Source organism: Bacteroidota bacterium (assembly GCA_023957335.1).
In the GTDB taxonomy this organism is placed as follows: Bacteria; Bacteroidota; Bacteroidia; order NS11-12g; family UBA955; genus JALOAG01.
This window is the reverse complement of record JAMLHC010000001.1, coordinates 604,817-629,677: the sequence shown is the minus strand read 5'-3', so window position 1 is coordinate 629,677 and position 24,861 is coordinate 604,817. Positions and strand designations below refer to the sequence as shown.

The 24,861-nt window shown below is 37.4% G+C and carries 18 protein-coding genes; 9 read left to right on the top strand and 9 right to left on the bottom strand.

The window, feature by feature from the left end; translation table 11 throughout:
• Positions 1-154: 154 nt before the first annotated feature.
• The 4 genes from M9892_02645 to M9892_02630 form a co-directional block, all read right to left on the bottom strand.
• The gene (locus M9892_02645; protein MCO5253248.1) at positions 155-2,125 is read right to left on the bottom strand and encodes a ComEC family competence protein; all 1,971 of its coding nucleotides are present in this window, start codon (positions 2,123-2,125) and stop codon (positions 155-157) included.
• Between the two features lie 62 nt (positions 2,126-2,187).
• The gene (locus M9892_02640; protein MCO5253247.1) at positions 2,188-4,593 is read right to left on the bottom strand and encodes a thiamine pyrophosphate-dependent enzyme; all 2,406 of its coding nucleotides are present in this window, start codon (positions 4,591-4,593) and stop codon (positions 2,188-2,190) included.
• Between the two features lie 132 nt (positions 4,594-4,725).
• A complete protein-coding gene (locus M9892_02635) occupies positions 4,726-5,952 on the bottom strand; it encodes a hypothetical protein (protein ID MCO5253246.1) in 1,227 nt (408 codons plus the stop codon).
• Between the two features lie 127 nt (positions 5,953-6,079).
• The gene (locus M9892_02630; protein MCO5253245.1) at positions 6,080-7,318 is read right to left on the bottom strand and encodes a hypothetical protein; all 1,239 of its coding nucleotides are present in this window, start codon (positions 7,316-7,318) and stop codon (positions 6,080-6,082) included.
• A 286-nt stretch (positions 7,319-7,604) separates the two neighbouring features.
• On the opposite strand from M9892_02630, the gene M9892_02625 reads away from it, so the two are divergent.
• The 7 genes from M9892_02625 to M9892_02595 all read left to right on the top strand — a co-directional run bounded on the left by M9892_02625 (position 7,605) and on the right by M9892_02595 (position 13,996).
• Positions 7,605-8,078: a cytochrome c gene (locus tag M9892_02625; GenBank protein ID MCO5253244.1), complete on the top strand. Its 474-nt coding sequence runs from the start codon at positions 7,605-7,607 to the stop codon at positions 8,076-8,078.
• An 80-nt stretch (positions 8,079-8,158) separates the two neighbouring features.
• Complete coding sequence (gene nosZ / locus M9892_02620) at positions 8,159-10,150, top strand: Sec-dependent nitrous-oxide reductase (GenBank protein MCO5253243.1); 1,992 nt, start codon at positions 8,159-8,161, stop codon at positions 10,148-10,150.
• Between the two features lie 118 nt (positions 10,151-10,268).
• Complete coding sequence (locus tag M9892_02615; GenBank protein MCO5253242.1) at positions 10,269-10,829, top strand: hypothetical protein; 561 nt, start codon at positions 10,269-10,271, stop codon at positions 10,827-10,829.
• Positions 10,826-11,284 carry a nitrous oxide reductase accessory protein NosL gene (locus M9892_02610; GenBank protein ID MCO5253241.1) on the top strand — a complete coding sequence of 153 codons (459 nt, stop codon included), beginning with the start codon at positions 10,826-10,828 and terminating at the stop codon, positions 11,282-11,284. The genes M9892_02615 and M9892_02610 overlap by 4 nt, the downstream gene beginning before the upstream one ends.
• Positions 11,257-12,510: a nitrous oxide reductase family maturation protein NosD gene (gene nosD / locus M9892_02605; GenBank protein ID MCO5253240.1), complete on the top strand. Its 1,254-nt coding sequence runs from the start codon at positions 11,257-11,259 to the stop codon at positions 12,508-12,510. Before M9892_02610 ends, nosD begins: the two co-directional genes overlap by 28 nt.
• Positions 12,507-13,232, top strand: coding sequence for an ABC transporter ATP-binding protein (locus M9892_02600; protein ID MCO5253239.1), 726 nt, complete (start codon positions 12,507-12,509; stop codon positions 13,230-13,232). The genes nosD and M9892_02600 overlap by 4 nt, the downstream gene beginning before the upstream one ends.
• The gene (locus M9892_02595; GenBank protein MCO5253238.1) at positions 13,229-13,996 is read left to right on the top strand and encodes an ABC transporter permease subunit; all 768 of its coding nucleotides are present in this window, start codon (positions 13,229-13,231) and stop codon (positions 13,994-13,996) included. Before M9892_02600 ends, M9892_02595 begins: the two co-directional genes overlap by 4 nt.
• Positions 13,997-14,007: 11 nt before the next feature.
• On the opposite strand, the gene M9892_02590 is transcribed toward M9892_02595, so the two are convergent.
• Positions 14,008-14,331, bottom strand: a complete 324-nt coding sequence (locus M9892_02590) for an MmcQ/YjbR family DNA-binding protein (protein ID MCO5253237.1) — start codon at positions 14,329-14,331, stop codon at positions 14,008-14,010.
• A gap of 83 nt (positions 14,332-14,414) precedes the next feature.
• Here M9892_02590 and M9892_02585 point away from each other — a divergent pair, with 83 nt between their 5' ends.
• The gene (locus M9892_02585) at positions 14,415-15,461 is read left to right on the top strand and encodes a hypothetical protein (protein MCO5253236.1); all 1,047 of its coding nucleotides are present in this window, start codon (positions 14,415-14,417) and stop codon (positions 15,459-15,461) included.
• Between the two features lie 35 nt (positions 15,462-15,496).
• On the opposite strand, the gene mutS is transcribed toward M9892_02585, so the two are convergent.
• Positions 15,497-18,100: a DNA mismatch repair protein MutS gene (mutS, locus tag M9892_02580; protein MCO5253235.1), complete on the bottom strand. Its 2,604-nt coding sequence runs from the start codon at positions 18,098-18,100 to the stop codon at positions 15,497-15,499.
• Between the two features lie 132 nt (positions 18,101-18,232).
• Positions 18,233-21,487: a DUF2723 domain-containing protein gene (locus M9892_02575; protein ID MCO5253234.1), complete on the bottom strand. Its 3,255-nt coding sequence runs from the start codon at positions 21,485-21,487 to the stop codon at positions 18,233-18,235.
• A gap of 122 nt (positions 21,488-21,609) precedes the next feature.
• On the opposite strand from M9892_02575, the gene meaB reads away from it, so the two are divergent.
• Positions 21,610-22,530: a methylmalonyl Co-A mutase-associated GTPase MeaB gene (meaB, locus tag M9892_02570; GenBank protein MCO5253233.1), complete on the top strand. Its 921-nt coding sequence runs from the start codon at positions 21,610-21,612 to the stop codon at positions 22,528-22,530.
• 23 nt (positions 22,531-22,553) lie between these two features.
• Here meaB and M9892_02565 read toward each other — a convergent pair whose 3' ends face one another.
• Both M9892_02565 and M9892_02560 read right to left on the bottom strand, forming a co-directional pair.
• Positions 22,554-23,852 carry an ABC transporter permease gene (locus M9892_02565; protein MCO5253232.1) on the bottom strand — a complete coding sequence of 433 codons (1,299 nt, stop codon included), beginning with the start codon at positions 23,850-23,852 and terminating at the stop codon, positions 22,554-22,556.
• Positions 23,849-24,760 (bottom strand): ATP-binding cassette domain-containing protein, encoded by a 912-nt coding sequence (locus M9892_02560; GenBank protein MCO5253231.1) that lies wholly within the window; start codon positions 24,758-24,760, stop codon positions 23,849-23,851. Before M9892_02560 ends, M9892_02565 begins: the two co-directional genes overlap by 4 nt.
• Positions 24,761-24,861 lie beyond the last annotated feature (101 nt).

The following is a 24,861-nucleotide window of genomic DNA, read 5'->3' as shown; positions in this document are numbered from 1 at the left end:
AATAAAGTTAATTGTCGTAAACCTAATGTGGTTAAAGGATTGGGTTGCAATGCCTCGCACACGGATTAGGAATGTGGAGACAAATGTAATTGTTTTTCTGATACTCAGATTGTTGGATGATATTTTTTTGAAGTGACTTTATAAGTCTTTGCACTTATTCTAATTTCATCCATCCTTGCATTGCCTGTATTTCTATTGATTTCTTGCTCATAAAGTCCATTCTCTTTTTATCGTTGGAATTAAATACCCATGCGGTATTGCTTCCATTTGTGTTTTGGTGCAGAAGTATCCATTTGTTTTTATATAGGATAGTGTGGTTTTTGATTTGTAAAATATTGTTATATAAAAGAAAATGGTCTTGGGATATACTGTCTTCCCATGTATGGAAATGTATTTTGCGCAAACCGTGTTCAGAGATGTAGGGTCGCAGATAAAAACGCTGGCTGTTTTCATCGTTTATGAATGAAGAATCTGAAATAAAATGGACTTCTCTACCATTTACAATACTCATTACTTGGTGTTTGTTTATGGAGTGTACCACAGCAAAGTTTTGATTATTGACCTTGTAATAGCGATACAAGGCAGTTGACATAAATGCCACAACCGTGATCATTGAGAGCCATCCGTAAGATTTTTGAGCAGAAAAAAGCCATAATGTAAATACAAAAACGAAAATATAGAGCAGTATTAACTGTGTTGGTGTCAAATACAAGAATTCAAAACTTGCGCTTGGAAGTGAATGCATGGTGCTGACCGTCCAAAGTATAAAGTCAATGCTGATTTTTGCTATCCATGTAATGATGCTCCCCAAAAATGGAATCCAAAACATTGATACACTTGCGATGAGCGCAAGCATAGCAACAAAAATAGCAGGAATGACAACCAAGTTGGACAAAAGAAAATACAATGGAAATTGGTAGAAATAAAAAATTCCCAGAGGAAAGGTTGCAATCTGTGCAGCGAGTGAGACGGCTGTCAAATCCCAATTATATTTTGTGATTTTATTTCTCGGTATAAACCAATTTCTAATTTTAGGTTGAAGAAATACAATGCCCAAAACAGCGATATATGACAGTTGAAAACTCACACTCACTATCAAAAACGGATTCACCAATAGTATGAAAAAAGCCGAAGCAAAAATGCTGTTATAAATCTGTGGTCTGCGCTTGAGCAGTACTCCGATTTGTACAATGCTGAACATAATGGCAGCTCTTTGCACCGAAGGCGACATCCCGGTCACAAAAGCATAAGCCCAAATGCCCATGATAACAATCAGTCCTTTGTAGATATATTCGTGTTTTGAACTACGAAAAACCTTGCTTATAAAATTCAAAATCAAAAAGATAATCCCCACATGCAATCCTGAAACAGCCAACACGTGCAGTGTGCCGGTCTTGGAAAATGAATCTACAATTTCGGTGTTTAGATTGTTTCTGTAACCTACAAGCAAAGCCTCTGCAAAACCTTTGTGTTCAGGGTCCGGAAAGAGTTGCCCAATCTTATCTATAATGCTCATTCTGGCTTGTGAGGCAATGCTTGTAATAGAAAGATGATGTACACCTGTACTTATCCAATCATCTTCATTCAGGAAAACCTGAAAATATATATTTTGGTAACTTAGAAAGCGTTTGTAGTTGAATTCGCCCGGGTTGCGAGGAGGTTCAACCTCTTGAATGAGTTGTGCGTTGATAATGACCTCATCACCTATGGTAAACTGCTGTGCAACAGGTTTTCTGAAATAGGCAAGTACGCTGCCGGTTTCTTTATAAAAATTTTGTACCGAATCAAAACCACCTTGAATATTAAGCCTTACGCGAACAAAGTGTTCTCTTTCAAATGATTCTTCGGCAACTTGTGCCAACAAATATTCGGTTTGCTTATTTTTTGAAAAATGGTTTGGTGTGTTTAACTCATTATAGGTGAATTGTCTAAAACTGCCAAGCGCAAAAAGCAAGAGGAATAGAGCAACACCATAGAGAGTGTCAAGACTGAATTTCTTGATAGGTTTACGAAAATAATAATAAATAGAAAGGGCTAATCCGGGAACGGCAATGAGTGCAATCTGCCAATTGTCATTCAGTAGATAAAATGAAGTAAACACGCCAAGTATATAGGGGATAATCATCCGCAAATAGTGTATGGTGTGCCAACTGAACATATTTCATGGCAGTTTTTTGATTGAAAATGTTATGCCCCAAACGCAGGATACTTCTCAGGATTGTATTCGTGCATTATTTTATATATGGTGTTAAATACGTCCTCTGCATTGCACTTTGAGAAATAATCTCCGTCTGAACCATAAGCAGGTCTATGTTCTTTAGCAGTTATGGTAACAGGCTCTGCATCCAGGTATTTGAATCCTTTTTGTTCTTCCAATACTTTTTGCATCATATAGGATGTTGTGCCGCCCGGAACATCCTCGTCCATAAATACAACCTTATTGGTTTTCTTGATAGACTCAACAATACTGTGATGGATATCGAATGGTAACAAAGTCTGAACATCAATAAGTTCAACAGAAATTCCAAATTCTTCTAATTGTTTGATGCCTTCTTGCGCAATTCTTAAACTGGAGCCATAACTTACTAATGTGATATCAGTACCTTGGTGCAAAATTTCCGGAATACCCAAAGGTACTGTGAATTCGCCAATATTGTCCGGCAGTTTTTCTTTCAGTCTGTAACCATTCAAGCACTCAACTACAAGTGCGGGTTCATCTGCTTTGAAAAGTAGGTTATACATCCCTGCGGCTTGTACCATGTTTCTGGGTACGCAAACGTGCATGCCTCGTACCAGATGAATCACACCGGCCATGTATGAACCTGAATGCCAAATTCCCTCCAATCTGTGTCCCCGTGTGCGGATAATGACAGGAGATTTTTGTCTGCCTACTGTTCTGTATTGGACTGTAGCAATATCATCGCTCATAATCTCGAGCGCGTAAAGCAAATAGTCGAGGTATTGGATTTCTGCAATAGGTCGAAGTCCGCGCATTGCTGCCCCTAATCCTTGTCCTACAATGCTCAACTCTCTGATTCCTGCATCTGTAACCCTCAATTCGCCATATTTGTCCTGCATGCCGGCAAATCCTTGGTTTACATCGCCTATTTTGCCAACATCTTCCCCAAAGGCAACGAACTCGGGATATTTTTCAAAATTCTTGTCAAAGCAAGCATTTACAATCTCTCTGCCATCAAGTATGGGAGAGTTGTCGCTGAATTCGGCAGGAATAATTGTTTGACTAAATACATTGCTGTCGGAGCGACTATATAAGTGAGAACCATATCTTTCCTTGTTTTCAGCAATCATATTGTTATAAAAATCAAGCAATTTTTGTCTTGCTTGTGAATGGATATTTTGTGCATGAGTTTCGCGCAAAGCTTTGTGTACAACGGTTAAAGTCTCTTTGCGAATAGCATTTTTATCTGCTTTGAGTTCGTTGGTTAATTCTGTTGCATGCGCATAATCGGGAGCTAGTTGATTTAGCAGTTCAATGGCGGTATTTTTATCTGTATTCATTGAATCCATGAACTCTTTCCATGATTCATCTTTTTCTTTTTTAACTAATGACAATGCTTCTTCCTCAACTTGTGTTAATTCTTCTTCGGTGGCAATACCGTTGCTAATCATCCATTTACGCATCTGTGCATTACAATCGTATTCTGATTCCCATGCCAAACGCTCTTTGGATTTGTATCTTTCGTGCGAACCGGACGTTGAGTGCCCTTGCGGCTGAGTCAATTCTGTAACATGTACAACAACAGGGGTATGTTCCGTACGACATATTTCTGCAGCTTCTTCATACGTCTTGCATAGTGCTGCATAGTCCCACCCTTTGACGGTGAATAATCGAATTCCTTTTTTGTCGCCTTCGCTAACAAAACCACTCAATAGTGCAGACAAATCCTCTTTTGTAGTCTGATATTTTGCAGGAACTGAAATTCCATAAGCATCATCCCAAATAGACATCAAAAGTGGAACTTGCATCACACCCGCAGCATTCATAACTTCCCAAAATCCGCCTTCGGAAGTGCTTGCGTTTCCTATTGTTCCAAAAGCAATCTCATTGCCGTTTATAGAAAAATCAGTTCTGTCTTTGAGGGCAGGATTTTGTCTATATATCTTAGATGCATAAGCCAATCCAAGCAATCTGGGCATTTGACCGGCAGTTGGAGAGATGTCTGCAGAGACGTTAAATTTGTTAGTCTGTGCAAGCCAGTTACCTTTTTCATCCAAGAATTGCGAAGCGAAGTGTCCGTTCATTGAACGTCCACCGGAATTTGGTTCAGTTTCAATGTCGGGATGGGCATATAACTGTGCAAAGAATTGTTTAATGGTGTTTACTCCTTTGGCAAACATAAAGGTTTGGTCACGGTAGTAACCGGAGCGGAAATCACCTTTTTTGAAAACTTTTGCCATCGCAATTTGCGGAACCTCTTTTCCATCTCCAAAAATTCCAAATTTGGCTTTGCCGGTAAGCACTTCCTTGCGCCCAATCAAACTGGCTTGTCTGCTCTCAACTACTAATTTGTAGTCTTCTAATACTTGTTTTTTGAATTCGTCAAACGAAAGAGACGAGTCAGTGGCTTGCATCTTAGTCATATTTTATATCTTATAAAACCTATTCTGGATTTAGGTTGTGCAAAAGTAAGCAAATATTACGAAGGTTTGGGACTCAAAAAAGCTGAATAGTGTCAGCCTGCATCTTAATTGTGTGGGTCGTGATTAGGATTTGATTTGTCCTATCAAAAACAATATTAAAGACGCAGAAAGTACTGCTGTAATATATAGCAACCAGAGATTAAAGTTAGGCATTGCAATAGAGAAAAATGCCCCCGCAGATTCTAAAAATAGAATAGCTTCGCTCAACAAAGTGCTTGCTACAAAGAGGATTACACCGCTTTTTGACAATACGTTTCTATTGACTTGGAATAAATTTTTCTCAAAGAAAAACCCAAAAATAAAAAAGCTGATTATACACAAGAAAATCAAATGTAAAAAACCAATAGCAACCGGTCGGTAGCTAAAGGCAAAAGCTGTAATCTCGGGCTCAATTGAAAATGACTGCATAATGGTTTTAGCAACAAAAGAAACAAAGGCAGTCATCCAAAGGATTTTGGTCAAACCTTGTAAATGGGCAGCAATTTTTTTTCGCGATTGAATAAAGAATTGAATGAATAAAACCATAGCAATCAATTGCGCGATGATTGAAATTTGTGCTGCAAAATTGACCCAATATGCATCCGTTAGTCCAATGATAGATAATGCATATCCGGGGAAAATGCTGAATGCCAACAATGCAAAGAATTTAAAGAAAATAGATGAGTCAAAAATGATTTTATTTCTAACAAGCCAATGCAAGAATAGTGCAAAGACAGCAAATGTAAACCAGCCGTCATACTGAAAGTGTAAGTAAAAGTATAGTGCACCATTGATATACAAAGGTGCTGTTTGACCGGTGGCGGAGAAATAGGCAAGAAAATATGGACCTAAAGACGAAATAACAAAGGAAATTACTGCAATATAGGAAAAATATTTTACCAGAGAGGTATTGTCTGATTTCCTCATATCCTTAATAAAGATGACAGCAAACCAGTAGAATACAAAGGTTGCTATGGAAGAAAATACAATAGAAGGAACTTTATACCCTTGAATTATGAAAGTGATAAGCATGCCATAGGAACTAAAGAATAATATCCAGAATATCCATGCATAAGATGTCTTATTCTTTTTGTCATCCGGCAGCAAATATGTTACTAATGATGTAGAGAGTGCCATAGTAGCCCATGCATAAAATACAAAATGAGAATGTGAGTGCAGAATAAATTCAAAATTCAAGAAAGGAATAGGGTAGTTAAGTATGTATCTCATGAGCAAACCCAGCAACGAAGCTATAAGGAGGTTTATCAGGCATATTGTAGCCCAAATTTGAGGAATAGCTATCTTTCTCATGAATTGAATTTACAATGAAAAAGAGTTAATAAAATTATTTTTATACTCTTTTTTTCGGGGTGCAAATTAAGGGCTTATTTTGAATGATTTTAAATAAAAAAGTAAGGAATTGAGTATTTTCACCTGCTCATTTCCAATATCTTCTTATCTGTCCTAATACAAAAACCAACAGTGACAAAGACATTACAATCGTTACGTAATAAATAATCAAGGCAATGTTGGGAACAGGGAAGTAGAAAAAATTTCCGGCTGCTTGAAGGAATAACAGTAGTTCGCTAAGAAAAGAAAAGACAAAGAAGGCAATTACTCCATTACGTGCCGGTGAAGATGCTTTAAAACTCAGTTTGTCCTTCTCAATCATATACCCAAATAAAAAGAAACTGACAAAGCAGATGAAGATTAGATGGAGATAGCCTATTACCAGCGGGCGAAGGCTGAATGCAATAATTGCCAAATCGGGGCTCAAAGATCCCATCTGCATTCCTGTTTTTGCAATAAAAGCAAGAAATGCTGTGCCCCACAGAATTTTTGAGAATAGAGATAGATTTTGATTGATTTGTTTTCTGGCTTTTATAATCATATTAAGTAGCATATAAACTGCTATCATTTGTGTTATGATTGCAAAATAGGAGCACACATAAACCCAAGGTTTATTCACATATCCGATTAATGAAAGAGCATATCCGGGAATTAATCCTATTGCAAGCAGAACAAAAACTTTTAATAAGGTTTCATGTCTATACTTGATTTTGTTGGTGGTTAACCATTGAAAAAACAGTGTGATGATTGCAAAGGAAAACCAACCATTATAAATAAAATGTAACAGAAAATACATTGCCCCTCGTGTAATCAGAGGTGTAGAAGGTCCATATAATGAAAAACTCGCAGAAAAATATTCTCCGATAGATGCTATAATAAAAGATACAATAGATGCTATTGCAAAGTATTTTACCACTTTGTGAGCATCTATTCTTTTCAAATCCATGATAAATTTAACTGCAAACCAATAGAAAACTATGTTTGCAGCAGTAGTAAATCCAATAGAAACAGGAGAGTAACCTTGAAAAGAATAGCTGATAAGCATAGCCCAAGACAGAATGAGTGAAAGCCAAAAGATAGCAAAATACGGAAATGTTCTTTTAATTCTCTCAGGCAGTATCAGACTAATAAAGGCAGTCATTAAAGTGAGGGTTGCCCAGCCATGAAAAACAAAATGAGAATGAGCATGCAGCATATTAGCTTGAACAATACCGGGTAATGGGAAATTGATTTTATATCTCATAATCACCCCGATAATAGAAGCAACAAAAAGATTAAACAAGCAAATTGCACCCCATGAATCAGGCAGTTTGAATAGTTTCGGCATATTCTGAAATTGGTTTTGAAAGGTTAAGTGTCAGAAGAAAAATTAAAGATAAGGAACTGAATAAATCACAAAAATTTAAAGGAGAATAAGTAAGCTGCGTTAGGTTATCTATTCTGAATATCATGCTTTAAACTTAGTATTTTTAGGAGGTGATTTAGGCGATTATATATTGATGTGATTTCTGTCTGCAAATTAAGGTCAAAATAAAATATTGATTCATGATTAATATCATTTTCTGTTCTGTTTTTCATATCTACATTTGCACTTGAAAATAATAAAAACTAAAATGAAAAAAATAATTTTAATTGGATTTGCTGCATTACTATATGCATGCGGAGGTTCTCAAACTACAAATGAAGAAAACACAAGTAGTACAACAGAGCAAACAACTGATACAAAGAAAGAAGTTAGTGAATACGACCCTCACAGAGGAGAAGGTAAATTCAAAGATGTAGTGTTAGGAGCACTCGACAATGCAAAAGCAGATAAAGGCAAAGCTATATATGATATGAAATGTCAGAGTTGTCATAAATTAACTGACGAAAGATTGGTTGGTCCCGGATGGCACGGTGTGACACAAAGAAGAACACCGGCTTGGTTGCTTAATTTTATTACCAATCCTGACGAAATGTTAGACAAAGACCCCGAATTGCAATCACAGTTAGAAATTTGTTTGGTGAGAATGCCAAACCAAAATGTAGCTGATGAAGAGGCTTATGCACTTGTTGAATTCATGCGTAAGAATGATGGAGTGAAGTAAGCCCTTATTAATAATACCTTAATTCATTGATTTATATTCTCCTCAATAACAAAATCTGTTTAATCTAATCAATATAATTTATGTTTCAAATTCAATCAAAATCGAGATTTGTAGCTGTGGCTGCTGCCATTTTTGCTACTGCAATTGGCTTCCAGAGTTGTAAGCCTAAAACAGCAACAACAGCCGTAAGTGGTGATGCTGCACAGAAAGTCTATGTTGCACCGGGACAGTATGATGAGTTCTACTCTTTTGTGTCAGGTGGTTTTAGTGGACAAGTTTCTGTTTATGGAATTCCTTCCGGAAGACTTTTTAAAGTACTCCCTGTATTTTCAGCAGATCCTGAATCTGGTTATGGATATAGTGAAGAAACAAAAAATATGCTTATGACTTCACACGGGTTTATCCCTTGGGGAGACCAACATCACTTGTCTTTTTCTCAAACAAATGGCGAGTATGATGGCAGGTGGTTGTTTGCAAATGAAAATAATACCCCACGTGTTGCCAGAATTGATCTAAAGACCTTTCAAACTACTGAAATAATTGAGATTCCTAATTCAGCCGGAAATCACTCTTCACCTTTTATTACAGATAATTCTGAGTATGTAGTTGCAGGTACCCGTTTCAGCGTGCCTTTTGACGATGAAAATGGAGATATTCCAATCAGTTCGTATGCAGATAAATTTAGTGGTGCAATTAGCTTTATTAGTGTTAATCCTGATAATGGAAAGATGGACGTTGCGTTTCAGTTAAAAACCCCTCCGGTAAATTATGATTTGAGCCATACAGGCAAAGGTCCAAGCAGCGGATGGTTCTTCTTCTCTACATACAATACAGAAAAGGCATATACATTATTGGAGGTTAATTCTTCGCAAAGAGACAAAGATTTTATTATGGCTGTTAACTGGAAAAAAGCTGAAGAATATGTTAAAGCAGGAAAGGCAAGAAAAGTTAAAGCAAATTATGTTCACAACATAATGGACGAAAATTCTTTTGTTGTGAATTCGACTACCAAAAACGAAGTATTGGTATTAGATGTGAAAGATTTGGAAGGCGTGTGCTACTATATCCCATGTCCTAAATCTCCACATGGTGCGGATGTTGACCCTACTGGCGAATATATTGTTGGAAGTGGAAAATTAGCTTCTTTGATTCCGGTTTTCTCTTTCCAGAAGATGATAAAAGCAATCGAAGAGAAAAATTATGAAGGTAATTTTGATGGTGTTCCTGTATTAAAATATCAAGCTGTGCTTCATGGAGAAGTTAAAAAGCCGGGATTAGGTCCATTGCACACCGAGTTTGATGCAAATGGAAATGCTTATACATCATTCTTTGTTTCGTCTGAAGTTGTTAAATGGAATTTGAAAACCCTTGAAGTGATTGACAGACAGCCTACTTTTTATTCAACTGGCCACTTAACAGTTGCCGGTGGAGATTCCAAAACACCTTATGGCAAATACCTTGTAGCATGGAACAAAATTACAAAAGACCGTTATCTGCCAACTGGTCCTGAACTTTGTCAAAGCGCACAATTATTTGATATCTCAGGAGACAAAATGAAATTATTGCTTGACTTCCCAACTATTGGTGAACCTCACTATGCAATCATGATTCCGGCAAGTAAAATCAAAGATAATCAAGTTAGGATTTTTGATATTACAAAAAACAATCATCCTTATGTTGCAAAAGGCGAAGGCGAAACAAAGATTGTTAGAAACGGAAACAGAGTAGATATCTATATGACACTGGTACGTTCACACATTACACCGGACAATATTGAAGGTATAAAAGTGGGTGACGAAGTTTATTTCCACTTGACAAACCTTGAACAAGATTGGGATTTACCTCACGGATTCACTATTCTTGGTTCAACAAGTGCAGAGATGTTAATACTCCCCGGAGAAACCAAGACGATGAAGTGGATGCCTAAAAAGGTTGGTATAGTTCCATTCTATTGTACAGACTTCTGTAGTGCATTACACCAAGAGATGCAAGGTTATGTGAGAGTTTCCCCTGCCGGAAGTAACACCCCGTTACGCTATGGAACAGGTGATACAGCACCCAAAGCAAACTAGTTTTTCATTATTTTTTTTATTTATCATTGAGCTGCCTCGAAGAGGCAGCTCATCTTTGACAACACTTTACTTTTAATCTTTTATTATTACTTTTATGGCTACTGCAAAAAAAAATTCATTGTCAAGCTTAACTAGGATTATGTCTCTTGTTGGCGGCTTAGCTCTCTTTATTGTTATTTTTGTGCCAATATGGAGAATTGAGTTGGACGCGCCCCAATACCCGGAAGGGCTGGTGCTTAAAATTCATGCTGATAAACTCTCCGGTCAAGTTGATATTATTAACGGACTCAATCATTACATAGGAATGCGACATCTGAGTGAAAAAGATTTTGTCGAGTTCGAGGTTTTGCCCTATATATTTGTTGTTATTGGTTTATTCGGACTTCTTACTGCAGTTATTAACAGAAAGTGGTTTTTCTATGTTTGGGGAGGTTCTTTTATAGCATTTGCAATTGCTGCTATGATTGATTTTTATATGTGGTTGTATAATTACGGACATAACCTTGACCCTACTGCTCCTATTCAAGTGCCCGGTATGACATATCAACCACCATTACTCGGGTTTAAACAACTGCTTAACTTCGGTGCATATTCTATTCCTGATCTTGGGGGATGGATTATGGCAGGTGTGGGTGTTATTATTTTATTTTGTGCTTTTATTGAAATCAGAAGAAAATGATGAGTCTTGTTAAATCAAATTATTCTTTTACTTTTCTTTTTTTGATTTTTATATCACTGCTGCTGAGTTCATGCAGTGTAGGTCCAAAACCGATTGCCTTCGGAACCGACAATTGTGATTATTGCGCAATGACTATTAGTGATAATAGATTTGGCGCGGAGTTAGTAACAAATAAAGGGAGAGTTTACAAGTTTGACGACCTGCATTGTCTTAGAGGCTTTATAAATGATAAATCAATAATCAACACAAATATCCATTCATTGTGGGTAGTGGATTTTTCTATGCCGGGTAATCTGACAAATGCAGAAAACTGTTTTCTGCTGCACAATGACAAACTTCAAAGCCCAATGGGGTCAAACACTGCAGCTTTTGAATCTCAAGACAGCCTTAATACATATTTTTCACAGTTTGAAGGTAGCAAATTAAAATGGGAAGAATTTATTTCAGCGGAATAACTGCATTTCTGTTATTTGTATCTTCAAATCTGTTTGCAGTAACTTTTGTTGTAACTCCCAATAACAATATTAAATCGCTTACAAGAGCTATTGATACTGCAAAAGATGGAGATACCATTTTGATTAAACCCGGATTGTATAAAGAAGGAGCTATTTTTTTAAAAAAATCCTTGGTACTTCTTGGCGAAAATTTTCCTGAAATTGATGGTGAAAATAAATATGAGAATCTGACTGTTGAGCATGAAAATGTTGTTATTAAAGGAATCTTGTTCAAAAATTCAGGTAGCTCAAGCTTCAATGATATTGCTTCGCTCAAGATAAATAATACAAAAAATATACTCATTGAAAATTGCAGATTTGAGAATAACTTTTTTGCAATTTTGACCATGAATTCATCCTATGTTTCTTACTTGAACAATGTTTTAGAATCAGGTAAGAGTAAAGATAAACCTGCCGCAAATGGGATTCACAGCTGGAAATGCAATCATCTTACAATAAAAAATAATAAAATCCACGGTCATAGAGACGGGATATATTTTGAGTTTGTTACTCATTCATTCATCCAGCACAATGAAAGCATAGGCAATAGCCGCTATGGCATGCATTTCATGTTTTCGCATGATAATGTGTTTCGTGAAAACGTCTATAAAGGCAATGGAGCCGGGGTAGCAGTGATGTATAGTAAACGGGTTGAAATGTATAACAATGTATTTGCTGATAATTGGGGAGGAGCAGCTTACGGATTATTGCTAAAGGAAATCAATGACAGTAAGATTGATGATAATGACTTTACTACAAATACCATGGCTATTTTTGCCGATGGTTCCAATAGAATTGAAATCAAAAATAACAGATTTACTAATAATGGTTGGGCACTTAAAATCAATGCAAGTAGTAGTGATTTTATAGTAACGAATAACAATTTTATTGGCAATACCTTTGACCTTGCTACTAATGGTAAGTTAATCATGAAATCACTTGATGGCAACTTTTGGGACAAATATGACGGTTATGATTTAAACAAAGACGGTGTTGGAGATGTGCCATACAGACCCATTACCTTTTATTCCCTTATCATAGAACGAAATCCCGGTGCATTGATGCTATTTAGAAGTTTTTTTGTCAGTATGATGGACAAGGCAGAAAGCGTTCTCCCTAGTATGGTGCCGGAAAATCTCAAAGATAATAACCCGTCTATGAAGAAAATTAAAACAATACACGAATGATTCAGTTCACAAACATTAATAAGCAATTCGATAATTTTAAAGTACTCAAAGAGGTTAACCTTCACTTAGGTGAGAAGAATATAATTGCATTGATTGGTCCAAATGCGTGTGGCAAAACCACACTTATTAAATGCCTGTTGGGTATGGTTATCCCTAATTCAGGCGAGATATTTTTTATGGACAAACCAATCAAAGGACAATGGGAATATCGCCATCAAATTGGTTATATGCCCCAAATTGCCAGATATCCTGAAAATATGAAAGTAGGACATGTTTTGGAAATGATTGAGGATTTGAGAGATGGTCGTAAGGCTAATCTGGACAAGGAACTATATGATAGTTTCAATCTGAAAAATATTCTCAATAAACGTATGGGCACATTGTCCGGAGGAACAAGGCAAAAAGTGAGTGCGTATTTAGCGTTTTTGTTCGACCCGGCAGTACTTATCTTAGATGAACCCACTGCGGGTCTTGATCCTGTTGCTTCTTTGGTATTGAAAGATAAAATATTGAAAGAGAAGGAAAAAGGGAAATTAATACTAGTAACATCTCATATACTAAGTGAATTAGATGAGGTTATCAATCAGATTGTTTATATGGAAGAAGGGAGGATTATCTTTTGTAAACCCATTGAAGATGTGAAAAAAGACACCGGAAAAGTAAAATTAACAGAAGCTATCGCTCAGATAATGAGTGCTAACAATCAAAATTTAAAACTATGAAGAAAGTCATAAAATATGTTGTTGTTGATATTCTGAGGAATAAAATAGTCATTGCCTACACACTCTTTTTATTACTATTCTCTTTAGGGTTGTTTATGTTGGAGGACGTACCCGAAAAGAGTCTGATGAGTTTGCTTACGCTAAACCTGATATTAATTCCTTTAGTCAGTACAATATTTTCTACCATCTATATCTATAACTCTTCAGAGTTTATTGAGCTATTAATAGCGCAACCTATCAAAAGAAATTCACTTTGGATTAGTTTCTTTATTGGATTAGCCATAGCACTCATTATTGCTTTTGTAATCGGATGTGGACTTCCTATACTGATTTTTGCACCAACAATAGTTGGTTTTACAATGATTATAACAGGAGTTCTGCTTTCTGTTATTTTTGTTTCTATCTCTTTGTTTGCATCTGTATATATTCAGGAAAAAACTAAAGGAATAGGCGCATCCCTTCTGTTATGGCTCTATTTTGCACTCCTGTTTGACGGATTAGTTATGTTTGTTTTGTTTCAGCTATTGGAATATCCACTTGAAGGTATTATTGTTGGGTTGAGTGCACTCAATCCGATTGATTTAGTAAGAATTATTACTTTGCTCAAAATGGATATTTCGGCACTCATGGGAGTTACCAGCGCGGTGTTCAAACAAAGTTTTGCAGGTGCGATGGGGACGATAATCGCTTATTCTATTCTTGCATTATGGGCTTTAATACCTCTGCTTTTATCGTTGAGAAAGTTTGGTAGAAAAGACTTATAAAATGAAGTCCACTACTTCTTTATCTGCTTTGTTACCAAAGCATAAGAGTGGTCTGTTAATTCCAATATAAGCTTGTCGGGCATAAAAGTCATTACTGTGTTCCAATGCTTTTTATTCATGTGGTATCCCGGCATAATCCCATCAGGGTGTTGTTCGCGTAATTCTATGGCTAATGCAGGATCACATTTGAGATTGATACTGTCAAAGCTGTTGATGTCACACAATGCGAAAATTTTGTTCCTAACCTTAAAAACTAAGGTGTCCGGTCCAAATGGCAATTCTTCAGTTGTGTCATTTTTTGACAAACAATAATTTCGAAAATGCTCGATATCCATTGTGGTTTAATTTTTGGATTACTATCAATGATTGTTTATAAAAAACCAATCTTAGTGAAATAATATTAATCTAATTTGCAACTATGCGAAAGTATGCTTTTTTACTGGTTTCTCTGATTTGTAGCACATTGCTCACCCATGCTCAGAAGAATGTTTTCTTTGATAAACTACAAAACATTAATGATGTCTATTATTACAACGACAGCCCTTTTACCGGTTTATCTCTTGTCAGACATGATTCTACTAACAAAAAGAAAATCCAAATACAATGGAAAGACGGTTTGATGGATGGACAGAAAATCACTTGGTATAAAGATGAACGGCTCAAACAAACCATGAACTTCACGATGGGAAAAAGAAATGGTGAGTATGTGAATTATTATGAAAACGGAAATGTGAAAGAACGCGGTTTTTATTACATGGATTCTATTGATGGTAAGAATAAAGGCTATTATGAAACAGGACAACTCAAGTTCGATTATTTTTATATCAAAGGCGTACAAGCAGATACAAACACTATGTATTTCGAAAATGGTCAGATGGAACAACAGTTTTATCTCAAGAACAGTCGTATAGACGGGGCGTTTAGAGCGTGGTATCCCGATGGAAAACCGATGAAAGAGTTTATGTTCAAAAATGGACTTTACAATGGAACTTATAAAGAATGGCACATGGACGGAACTATTGCAGTCTCAGGTCAATACACAGATGGATTGAAAGATGGTAAGTTTGAATCTTATGAAATTTTTGTCAAGTCTCCGCTTAGAATTGAATATTATAAGATGGGTTTAAAAGACAGCACTTGGATTACCTTTGGCTTAGAGGGAGATACAACCACAGTGGCACATTATACCCGTGATACGCTCAATGGCGAGTACGTTGAAAAGATGGAGGGCAAAATTGAAAACAAGGGAAATTATATCATGGGAGTTAAAGACGGTTTTTGGCAACAAAATCTTGTTACACTTATAGGTGCTTCCGAAGGAACCTATAAAATGGGGGTAAAAGTTGGGGTATGGAAGTTATATGATTTCAAAGGTAAGTGGCTTGCCAGTATTACATTTGACGACAATGGAGAAATCATTGATGAGTATTGGTATGGAATGAAAAAACGAAAATCTAAGAAATGATTATTACTCAGTTCTTACTTTGAATAGAACCTTGATTACTTTCCTCCTTCCAGCACCTTTTTCAACTCATTTAGCTTCATCAAAGCCTCAATAGGCGAAAGCGAGTTTACATCTGTTTCAAAAACCATTCTGCGCATTTCCTCAAGACGAGGATCGTTTATGCCAAACATCGTCATTTGCACTTCTTGACGCTTGAGTTTTTTGAGTGTTTCTTTGCCGGAGATGGCTGCTCTATCTTTTTCCAATTCTTCTAAGATGAGTGCTGCGCGGTCAGTTACAGCCTTAGGAATGCCTGCCATCTTGGCTACGTGAATACCAAAACTGCTCTCACTTCCGCCACTAACAAGTTTTCTCAAAAAAAGAATTTTATCACTTACTTCTTTAATAGAGATATGAAAGTTCTTGACTCCTTGCAGTTTGTTCTCAAGTTCATTCAACTCGTGATAATGGGTTGCAAACAATGTTTTTGGGCTTTGGACATGGGTGGCAATGAATTCAGCAATAGCCCACGCCAGAGACACTCCGTCAAAAGTGGATGTGCCACGCCCTATTTCATCCAGAAGCACAAGGCTGTTCTTGCTGATATTGTTGAGAATACTTGCAGTTTCGAGCATTTCAACCATAAAGGTGGATTCTCCTAAACTGATATTGTCCGAAGCTCCTACACGCGTATAGATTTTATCTACTATTCCGATAGTGGCAGAATCGGCAGCAACAAAGCATCCAATTTGTGTCATCAACACGGCAAGAGCAGTTTGCCTGAGCAATGCCGATTTTCCAGACATATTTGGACCGGTAAGTATGATAATTCTTTGTTCTTCATCAAAAAGAATGTCGTTATCAATATAACTTTCACCGGGAGGAAGTTGTTTTTCTATTACCGGATGGCGTGATGCTTTGAGTTCAAGTTCAAAACCCATTGTGATTTGAGGTTTGCAATAGCGGTTGCTCATCGCCAATTCGGCAAAAGATGTTAAGCAATCCAAATTGCCAAGACTAAATGCTGTGATTCGAATGGGTTCAACAAAATTAATTATATGTTGCTGAAATTCTTCATATAATTGAGTTTCTCTTTGCAGTATAAGCGTTTCTGCATTGAGTATTTTTTCTTCTAATTCTTTTAGTTCGGGAGTAACATAGCGCTCGGCATTGGTGAGTGTTTGCTTGCGAATCCAACTCTCGGGAACTTTGTTTTTGTGTGCGTGTGTAACTTCTAAAAAATAACCGAACACATTATTAAAACCTATTTTAAGGGAAGGAATACCGGTCAAATTAACTTCACGTGCATGGATTGCTGCAATTTTGCCTTTACCATTTTGGGTAATGTCACGTAGTTCATCTAATTCAGCATCAAATCCGTTTGTGAAGACACCTCCTTTGGCAGCCACGGCAGGAGCATCCTCACTTATTTGAGTAATGATTTTGTTGGCAATGCTTTGACAGGGATTGATTCGGTCGGCAAGTTCAATAAGAGTGTTATTGCCACTTTGTTTGAGAAAGTTGTTAATTTCTTCAGCAATTTTCAACCCTTTGGCTAACTGTAATAACTCTCTTGGTCCGGCTCTGAGTAGTGCAACACGTGAAATAATGCGTTCAATATCTCCAACTTGCTTAAGTGAGTCAATGATTTGTTGTCTGAGTGAAGGATTTTGAAAGAAAAATTCAACTATATCCAATCGTTCTTGGATAGGTTTCAGTTCTTTGAGTGGCAACACTATCCAATTCCTCAGTGTTCTGGCTCCCATGGGAGATACTGTTTTGTCAATAACTTCTACTAATGCTTTGCCACCGGGGAAAATGGGCTGTAAGATTTCAAGATTTCGAATGGTAAAAGAATCCAGCCAAACATAGTTGTCAGTTTCGATTCTTTGCAGGGTGTTAATATGTTGCAGTCGGTCAAAACAAGCTTCTGCGGCATAATGCAAGGCAGCACCCGCTGCCGTTATCATTTCCAATTCATCTTCAATTCTGAAACCTTTCAAGGAAACTGTTTTGAAGTGATCTTTGAGTTTATCTGATGCATAATCGGGTTGGAAAACCCATGCGTCCAGAGTTTGGATGATATAACTATCTTGCCATGCAGGCGGAAAGTCATTTTGTTGATTTTTTGCTATTATTATCTCCGCAGGTTGAAACCCGCCAAGCAGCTTGTCAACGCTTTCTATGTTTCCTGCTGTCACAAAGAACTCTCCGGTTGAAATATCCAAAAATGCAATTCCAATCTTACCATCAAGTTTGAAAACGGAAGCCAGATAATTGCTCTTTTTAGATTCTAACACCTTGTCGCTGTATGCAACTCCCGGACTCACCAACTCAGTAACACCTCTTTTGACAAGTCCTTTAGCCATTTTGGGGTCTTCTAATTGGTCGCAAACAGCAACGCGATATCCTGCTCTCACTAATTTAGGAAGATAGGTATCCAATGAATGATGCGGAAATCCGGCAAGCTCAATCTCAGAAGCTGAACCATTGCCTCGTTTGGTGAGCACTAGCCCTAGTGTATTGGCTGTTTTAACTGCATCTTCGGCAAAGGTTTCATAAAAGTCTCCAACCCTGAACAGAATGATTGCCCCGGGGTATTTGGCTTTGACTTGCCAAAACTGTTTCATCAAGGGGGTTTCTTTAACAGGATTTGTCATTACTTTCTATTTTTCTGTTTGAGGGCGCAAATTATACTTTCAACAATGGAAATGATTAACATTTTCTCAATAAAAAAGGCGGGTTTAAAACCCGCCTTTAATTGATGTTTCAGGCATTGTTATGAATAGGGACTAATTGATAATTCCCAATTTCTTAGCTAAATCCCTATATTGATTACTTTCAGTTTCAATTTTGTTCTTCATGTCCTCCATACCCCATTTTTCAAACGATTGTTTTGCAAGGTCTATAAATTGAATAGCTTCGGAATACATACTCATTGCATAGGGTGTGAATTGAGTTCTACCGTCAAATTGGTAGAGGTATTTTGCCATAGCCAAATTGCGTTGATATAACTCAGTCATGTGATGAACACCCTTGTCTTTTTCATCCAAATCATAATAAGTCAGAGCAGCATAATACTTTGTTTGACTTCTCATAGGCAGAATAGATTCAGGAATTTCTTCAAAAACTTTATCTAATATTTTGATTGACCTCTCTTTATTCTGTTTGATTCTCTGGGTGAGCCACTCTTTTCTTCCCTCTGGTGGGCTAGGCATTCCATCGGTCGGGTTTTCAAGCAAATTCAATTCAGTTCTGTAATTCCTATTGGTTTGCTCCATATCACTTGCAAATTGTACAAAAACATTTTGAAGGTTTTGGGGAACCAATACAGATTTTTCATCCATGAAGAAGGTCTTCTTGCCCTTCATATTAAAATACTTGAATTTCTCCATCAAGTTTTTATATAAAATATCATACGCAAGTCTTGTAGGAGTACCACTTTGAGGCTGGTTTTCGATCGGAACAAGACGGTATGCCAATCCCTCTAATTGGAAGTACTTCTCAAGTCCGTAATATGCACCTCTTCCGGTGGTTGTGGTAAAGTAAATAGGGCGCTTCCAACCGGTTTTGGCATTGTTTGAAATTAAATCAAAAAATACCATATCTCCTTTGTGCATATACTGTCTGTTGAACGAAAAACGAAGTTCGTTGACAATACTTCCTGTATCTTCAGTAGGAACCACATTGCTTTCTATCACGGCATTTTTATCGACCTTAATTACAAAATTTTGTACAGGCAAATAATGCACTTTTTCACCTCTTTGGTCTGTTACAATTTCGTTGGGGTCGCGAATAAATTTCATTACATCGCCAAGTGGGTAATACTTATCTTGATTGAAATTACCCGGATAATACCTTACAAACTCATTGTTTCCTGCTCTTAAATCTTCCTTGGTAAATGTAAGTGGGAGCGGGTCTGATTTGTACACTTTGTCAAGCAAAATAGAAGAGTACCAGTCTGTAGGCAACAAACTCATATTGATAATCCTGATATCAGTTCTGATACCTTCCACGTTTTGTGCATACCACAATGGATATGTGTCATTATCTCCATTGGTAAATAATATAGCATTAGGTGCACAAGATTCCAGATAATCAATAGCAAAATCAATCGCCATGCGTCTGCCTGAGCGGTTGTGGTCATCCCAGCCTTGAGCTCCCATCAAAACAGGGGCAGCAAGAATAGAAACCGCAGTAGCAGTAAGTGCTGCTGTTTTGCCATTCTTAATGTATTTGTTTAATAATTGCCATGCCATGAGTACGCCCAGCCCTATCCAGATACAGAATACCTGAAACGAACCCACTACTGCATAATCTCTTTCACGTGGTTCAAAGGGAGGCATATTCAGATATACAACAATCAAAATTCCTGTATAAAGGAAGAAGACCAAGTTGACAATAAAATCATTCTTAGCTCTCTTGTATTGGAATACAATGCCGAGAATACCCAAAATCAAGGGTAGGAAATAGAATTTGTTTTTAGCATAATTAGATTTTAATACTTCGGGCATATTGCCTTGAGGACCTAATCTTATATTGTCCACAAATGAAATACCACTAACCCAGTTTCCATCAAACTCTTTGTTGAAATAATGTCCTTGTTGGTCATTTTGTCTGCCGGCAAAATTCCACATGAAATAACGCATGTACATATATCCAAGCTGATAGTTAACAAAAAACATTAAGTCATTTGAAAATGCAGGCTTTGTTTTTTCATATTGAGTTAACTGACCTCGTAGTTGCTCGGCTTGTTGTTGGTCTTGAGTGGATTGGAGTTGCTGGCTTAATTGGTCAATTCTTGATTGAATATCACCCATGCCACCCCAAAGTCTGTATCCTTGCGCACTCCCTTCTTTTTGCATGTCGCCCATACGTGGAAAGAAAGTTTGCATTTCTTTTTCATATTCATAATCTTGTTTGTTGCCCACTTTCAGATAGCCCTTGTCGCCCTTTGTCCAAATAGTGCTGCCGGGATTTACGTTGATTAGATCCGCATTAAAATAAGGACCATACAACAAAGGTCTGTCCCCGTATTGTTCACGATTGATATAGCTCAAAAGGTTGAACGGGTCGGCAGGATTATTCATGTCAATTGGTGGGTTTTGTAAAGAACGGATAACCACCATTGCATAACTTGAATACCCCAAAAGGATATAAGCTATAATCACAAAAGCAAAGTTCAAATGTCTCTTTCCCTTTTTCAAAGAAAAAATGATACCTCCAATAACCACAGCCACTATCAACAGTATCGCTACAAATGACCCGGTATTAAATCCGAAACCAAGTGTGTTTACAAAGAACAAATCAAAAATGGACATTAACTTCGGAATGCCGGGAATCATCAAGTTTTGAATAAAAGTTAATATCAAGAATCCTGCAACAAAAGCAATGATACCGCCTACCCAATTGGGATTTACTGTCTTTTTGAAATAGTAAATAAATGCAACAGCAGGAATTACCAGCAAACTGAGTAAGTGTGTGCCGATAGATAATCCTATCAACAACCCAATCAACACTAACCATTTGTCTGCATGTTTGCTTGTGCTGCCTTCCCATTTAATGGCTGCCCAAAATGTAGCCATTGTGAAGAAAGATGACATTGCATAAACCTCTGCCTCGACAGCTGAGAACCAAAATGAATCCATATAAGTCATTGCGAGCGAACCCACGAAGCCTGCACCAAAGATGAGAATGAGTTTTTCGGTGGTTAATTCTGCACTGTCTTTTGTCAAAAGTTTTTTTGCATAGTAGGTAACAATCCAAAAAGTAAATAACACAGCACCCGCAGCTGCCAATGTGCTCATGGTGTTAACCCAAAATCCCACAGCAGCAGGATTGGGTGCAAACATGGAGAAAATTCTGCCCAACATCAGGAAGAAAGGTGCTCCCGGAGGGTGAACTACCATCAGTTTGTATGAGGCTGCAATAAACTCGCCACAATCCCATAAACTGACAGATTGTTCAATTGTAAGTTGATAGGAAATCAGGGCAATAAGTCCGGCTATCCAGCCAAACAGGTTGTTGTAAAATTTGTATCCGCGCATAAATCTATTTTGCTCAGTAAGGGCAGCGAAAATAAAGATTTTTTGCAAAGTCAAAGGTATTTTCATTGTGCATTTCATAATATCGCACAAAAGCCTCCTTTTATGGCTACTTTTGCCACAGCATGAGCAAAGGAAAAAATAATTTGATAGATTTGTTTGAATCTATGAAAAATGGTAATGTGCGTGCCCTTGCCAAGCTTCTGACCGCAATTGAAAACCAAGAATCCGGGATAGAATCCATCTTAGAAAAACTTAGCCCCAATATTCATGTTCCGGTTATCGGTATCACAGGACCTCCCGGTGCGGGCAAAAGTTCTTTGGTTAACGCACTTGTCGGTTATTGGACAAATTCTCTGAATCTTAAAGTAGCCATACTTGCGGTGGACCCATCTTCACCCTTTAATTTGGGAGCATTATTGGGTGACCGCTTGCGCATGGCGGAACTGTATACAAACGATAGGGTTTTTATTCGTTCTTTTGCTTCACGTGGGGCTTTGGGTGGGTTGACACATACCATAGTGGAAGCAACTGATTTGTTGCGAAACGCGGGTTTTGACAGAATTGTTATAGAAACTGTGGGGGTAGGTCAAAGTGAAGTTGAGATTGCCGGACTTGCAGATACAACTGTGTTTGTGCTGGTGCCGGAAGCCGGTGATGAAATTCAAGCAATCAAATCGGGGATTATGGAAATTGCCGATATTTTTGTAATTAACAAATCTGACAGAGAGGGAGCTGCAAAATTTCATGTGTATTTGCAAAATGCACTCAATCATCGCAAAGCAAGTGATTGGAACCCGCCCATTATAGAAACTGTTGCTACTCAGAACATAGGCATTGAGAAACTTTCAGAATCCATAGAAAAACATATTCTTTCAAACAAAACGAATGCGAAAAAGGCATCTCTGCTTGCCGAAAGAGCATGGAAGCTCATAGCAGACAAGAGAATGCGCAATCTGAATCGCAAAGATTTAGAATTGCAAATCCACCAAAAGATACAACAAGGCAATTTTAATTTGTATGCTTTGATAAAAGAATTTGAGTAATAAACAGATTGAAATTCTACTTACTAACCTTTTATAAACCATTTAAATAAAGTTTTGTAATTTACTTTGGAGCCTTGTGTGAGAATACCCACTTTGAAAATTCTACCGGAAGCCCATAGCATAAAAAAAGTAGTTGCAACCAACAGAAACATAGATAAAAATAACTGCCACCAAGGCACATCAAAAGCAAGTCTCGTCATCATGGCAATGGGTGAGAAAAAAGGTATGATGGAAAGCCAAAAACTGACTGAGCCGGAAGGATTTTGAAGTACAAAACCCATAGAACCAATGATTGCAACCAGCATGGGGATAGTTATAGGCAAAACAAACTGCTGCGCTTCTTGTGGGGTCTCAACTGCCGAACCAACTGCGGCAAATACGGAACCATACAAAAGAAACCCAAAAAGAAAATAGAATAAAAACAGCACAATTATCTTCGCAAATGGAATTCCGGAAATGATACCAAACCAATCTGAACTTATTTGCACATTTTCCATTCCTTGCATATCGGGGTTAACAATTTCGGGACCATGCGAAAGCTGAGGCAGGATAAAAGATAGCCCTACAGTCGAAAGTAGTGTTATCAAAATTACCCAAACCAAAAACTGAAAAAGCCCGACAGAAGCTATTCCCAACACTTTTCCCATCATCAACTGCAAAGGTTTGACAATGGATACGATTATCTCAATTACTTTGCTTGATTTTTCTTCAATGATGCTCTGCATCACTTGTGAGCCGTATATCAATACAAACATATAAATCAACATGCTGAGTACATAACCAACCCCGAAGGTAATGATGGAACTTGACAGCTTTTCATCTCCCTTTTCAGTCAATGTCTTTTCATTGAGCCTTACTTTGGGTTGCAAGGAAGCTAAAATTGTACTGTCGAGGTGCTGTGCTTTCAGTTTTTCTTCTCGCAACTGATTTTCTATAAGCAACTTAATATCTGTACTCTCTGAAATGCTGAGATTTGTCTTAGAATACAAGGTCATCCCCTTAGTTGATTCCGCACCTTCAGGAGGGATATACAGAAAAGCAAAGTAGTCAGATTCTGAAAACATTGCTTTTGCACCTTCAAAATCACTTAAAGTTGTCTCATAAATATATTTGGGTGAATTAGTAAAATGAAACGTATGTGTTTCATCCAAAACTAACACAGATTTGGGTTTTTCTCCAGCACTTTCTCTGCTGTTCAAATAGCCCATCAAAATAATAAATGCAGGCATTAAAACGGGTATTAGCAGAGTAGAGATAATGAAAGAGCGCTTTTTGACCCTGCCCCAAAACTCCTTTTTAAGAATAATCCAAACTTTGTTCATGCGTTGTCTTTTACTGAGCGGATAAAAATTTCATTCATGTCGGGTAACTTCTCTGCAAACTCCATTAATTCAACCTGCATTGACAGTCTTTGTATCAGGTCTCTATTGCTCACTTCGGGTGCAGCTTTGATGAGCGCGTTTGAGATATCTGTGTTTTCTTTCAGTTCTATAATATCAAAGCTGTTATCGGTTTGCAAATGGCCTTTGTATTTGATAGCAAAACTGTGCTCTCTAAAACGCTGTTTGATATCAGAAGTTTTACCCTGAAGTATGACTTGAGACTTATTGATTAACACAAGGTTGTCGCAAAGTTCCTCTACTGATTCCATTCTGTGAGTGGACAGTATTACAGAAGCCCCGCGGTTCTTGAGGTTTAAGATTTGATTTTTTATTAAATCTGCATTCAGCGGGTCAAAGCCGGAAAAAGGTTCATCCAGAATCATTAAATCAGGTTCATGCAGCATAGTGGCTACAAACTGAACTTTTTGTGCCATACCCTTGGATAAATCTTCCACTCTTTTGTTCCACCAATCTTGTGCATCAAACTCTTTGAGTGTTTCTTTTGATTTGCGTTTGGCTTCTTCATTAGATAATCCTCGAAGTTGGGCAAAATACATCAGTTGTTCCCCCACCTTCATCTTCTTATAAAGCCCGCGTTCTTCGGGCAGATAACCAATATTCAGCACGTGTTTTTCTGAAAGATTTTCTCCTTTAATCAAAATACTGCCTTCATCGGGCATCAAAATCCTGTTTACAATGCGAATAAATGTACTCTTGCCTGCGCCATTCGGTCCCAACAATCCAAAGATTGATCCCGCCCCGACTTGAATGTCCACCTTGTTTAGCGCAACGTGTTCACCATACTTTTTGGTGATACCTTTTGCTTCCAGAATTAGATTTTGTTCCATGAAAAATGAGTCAGCAAATTTATTTCATTTTAGGTGGAAATAAATTTGCATCATAGCCTTTATAAAGCAAACAAGGCGCACCAAAAATCAGTGCGCCTTGT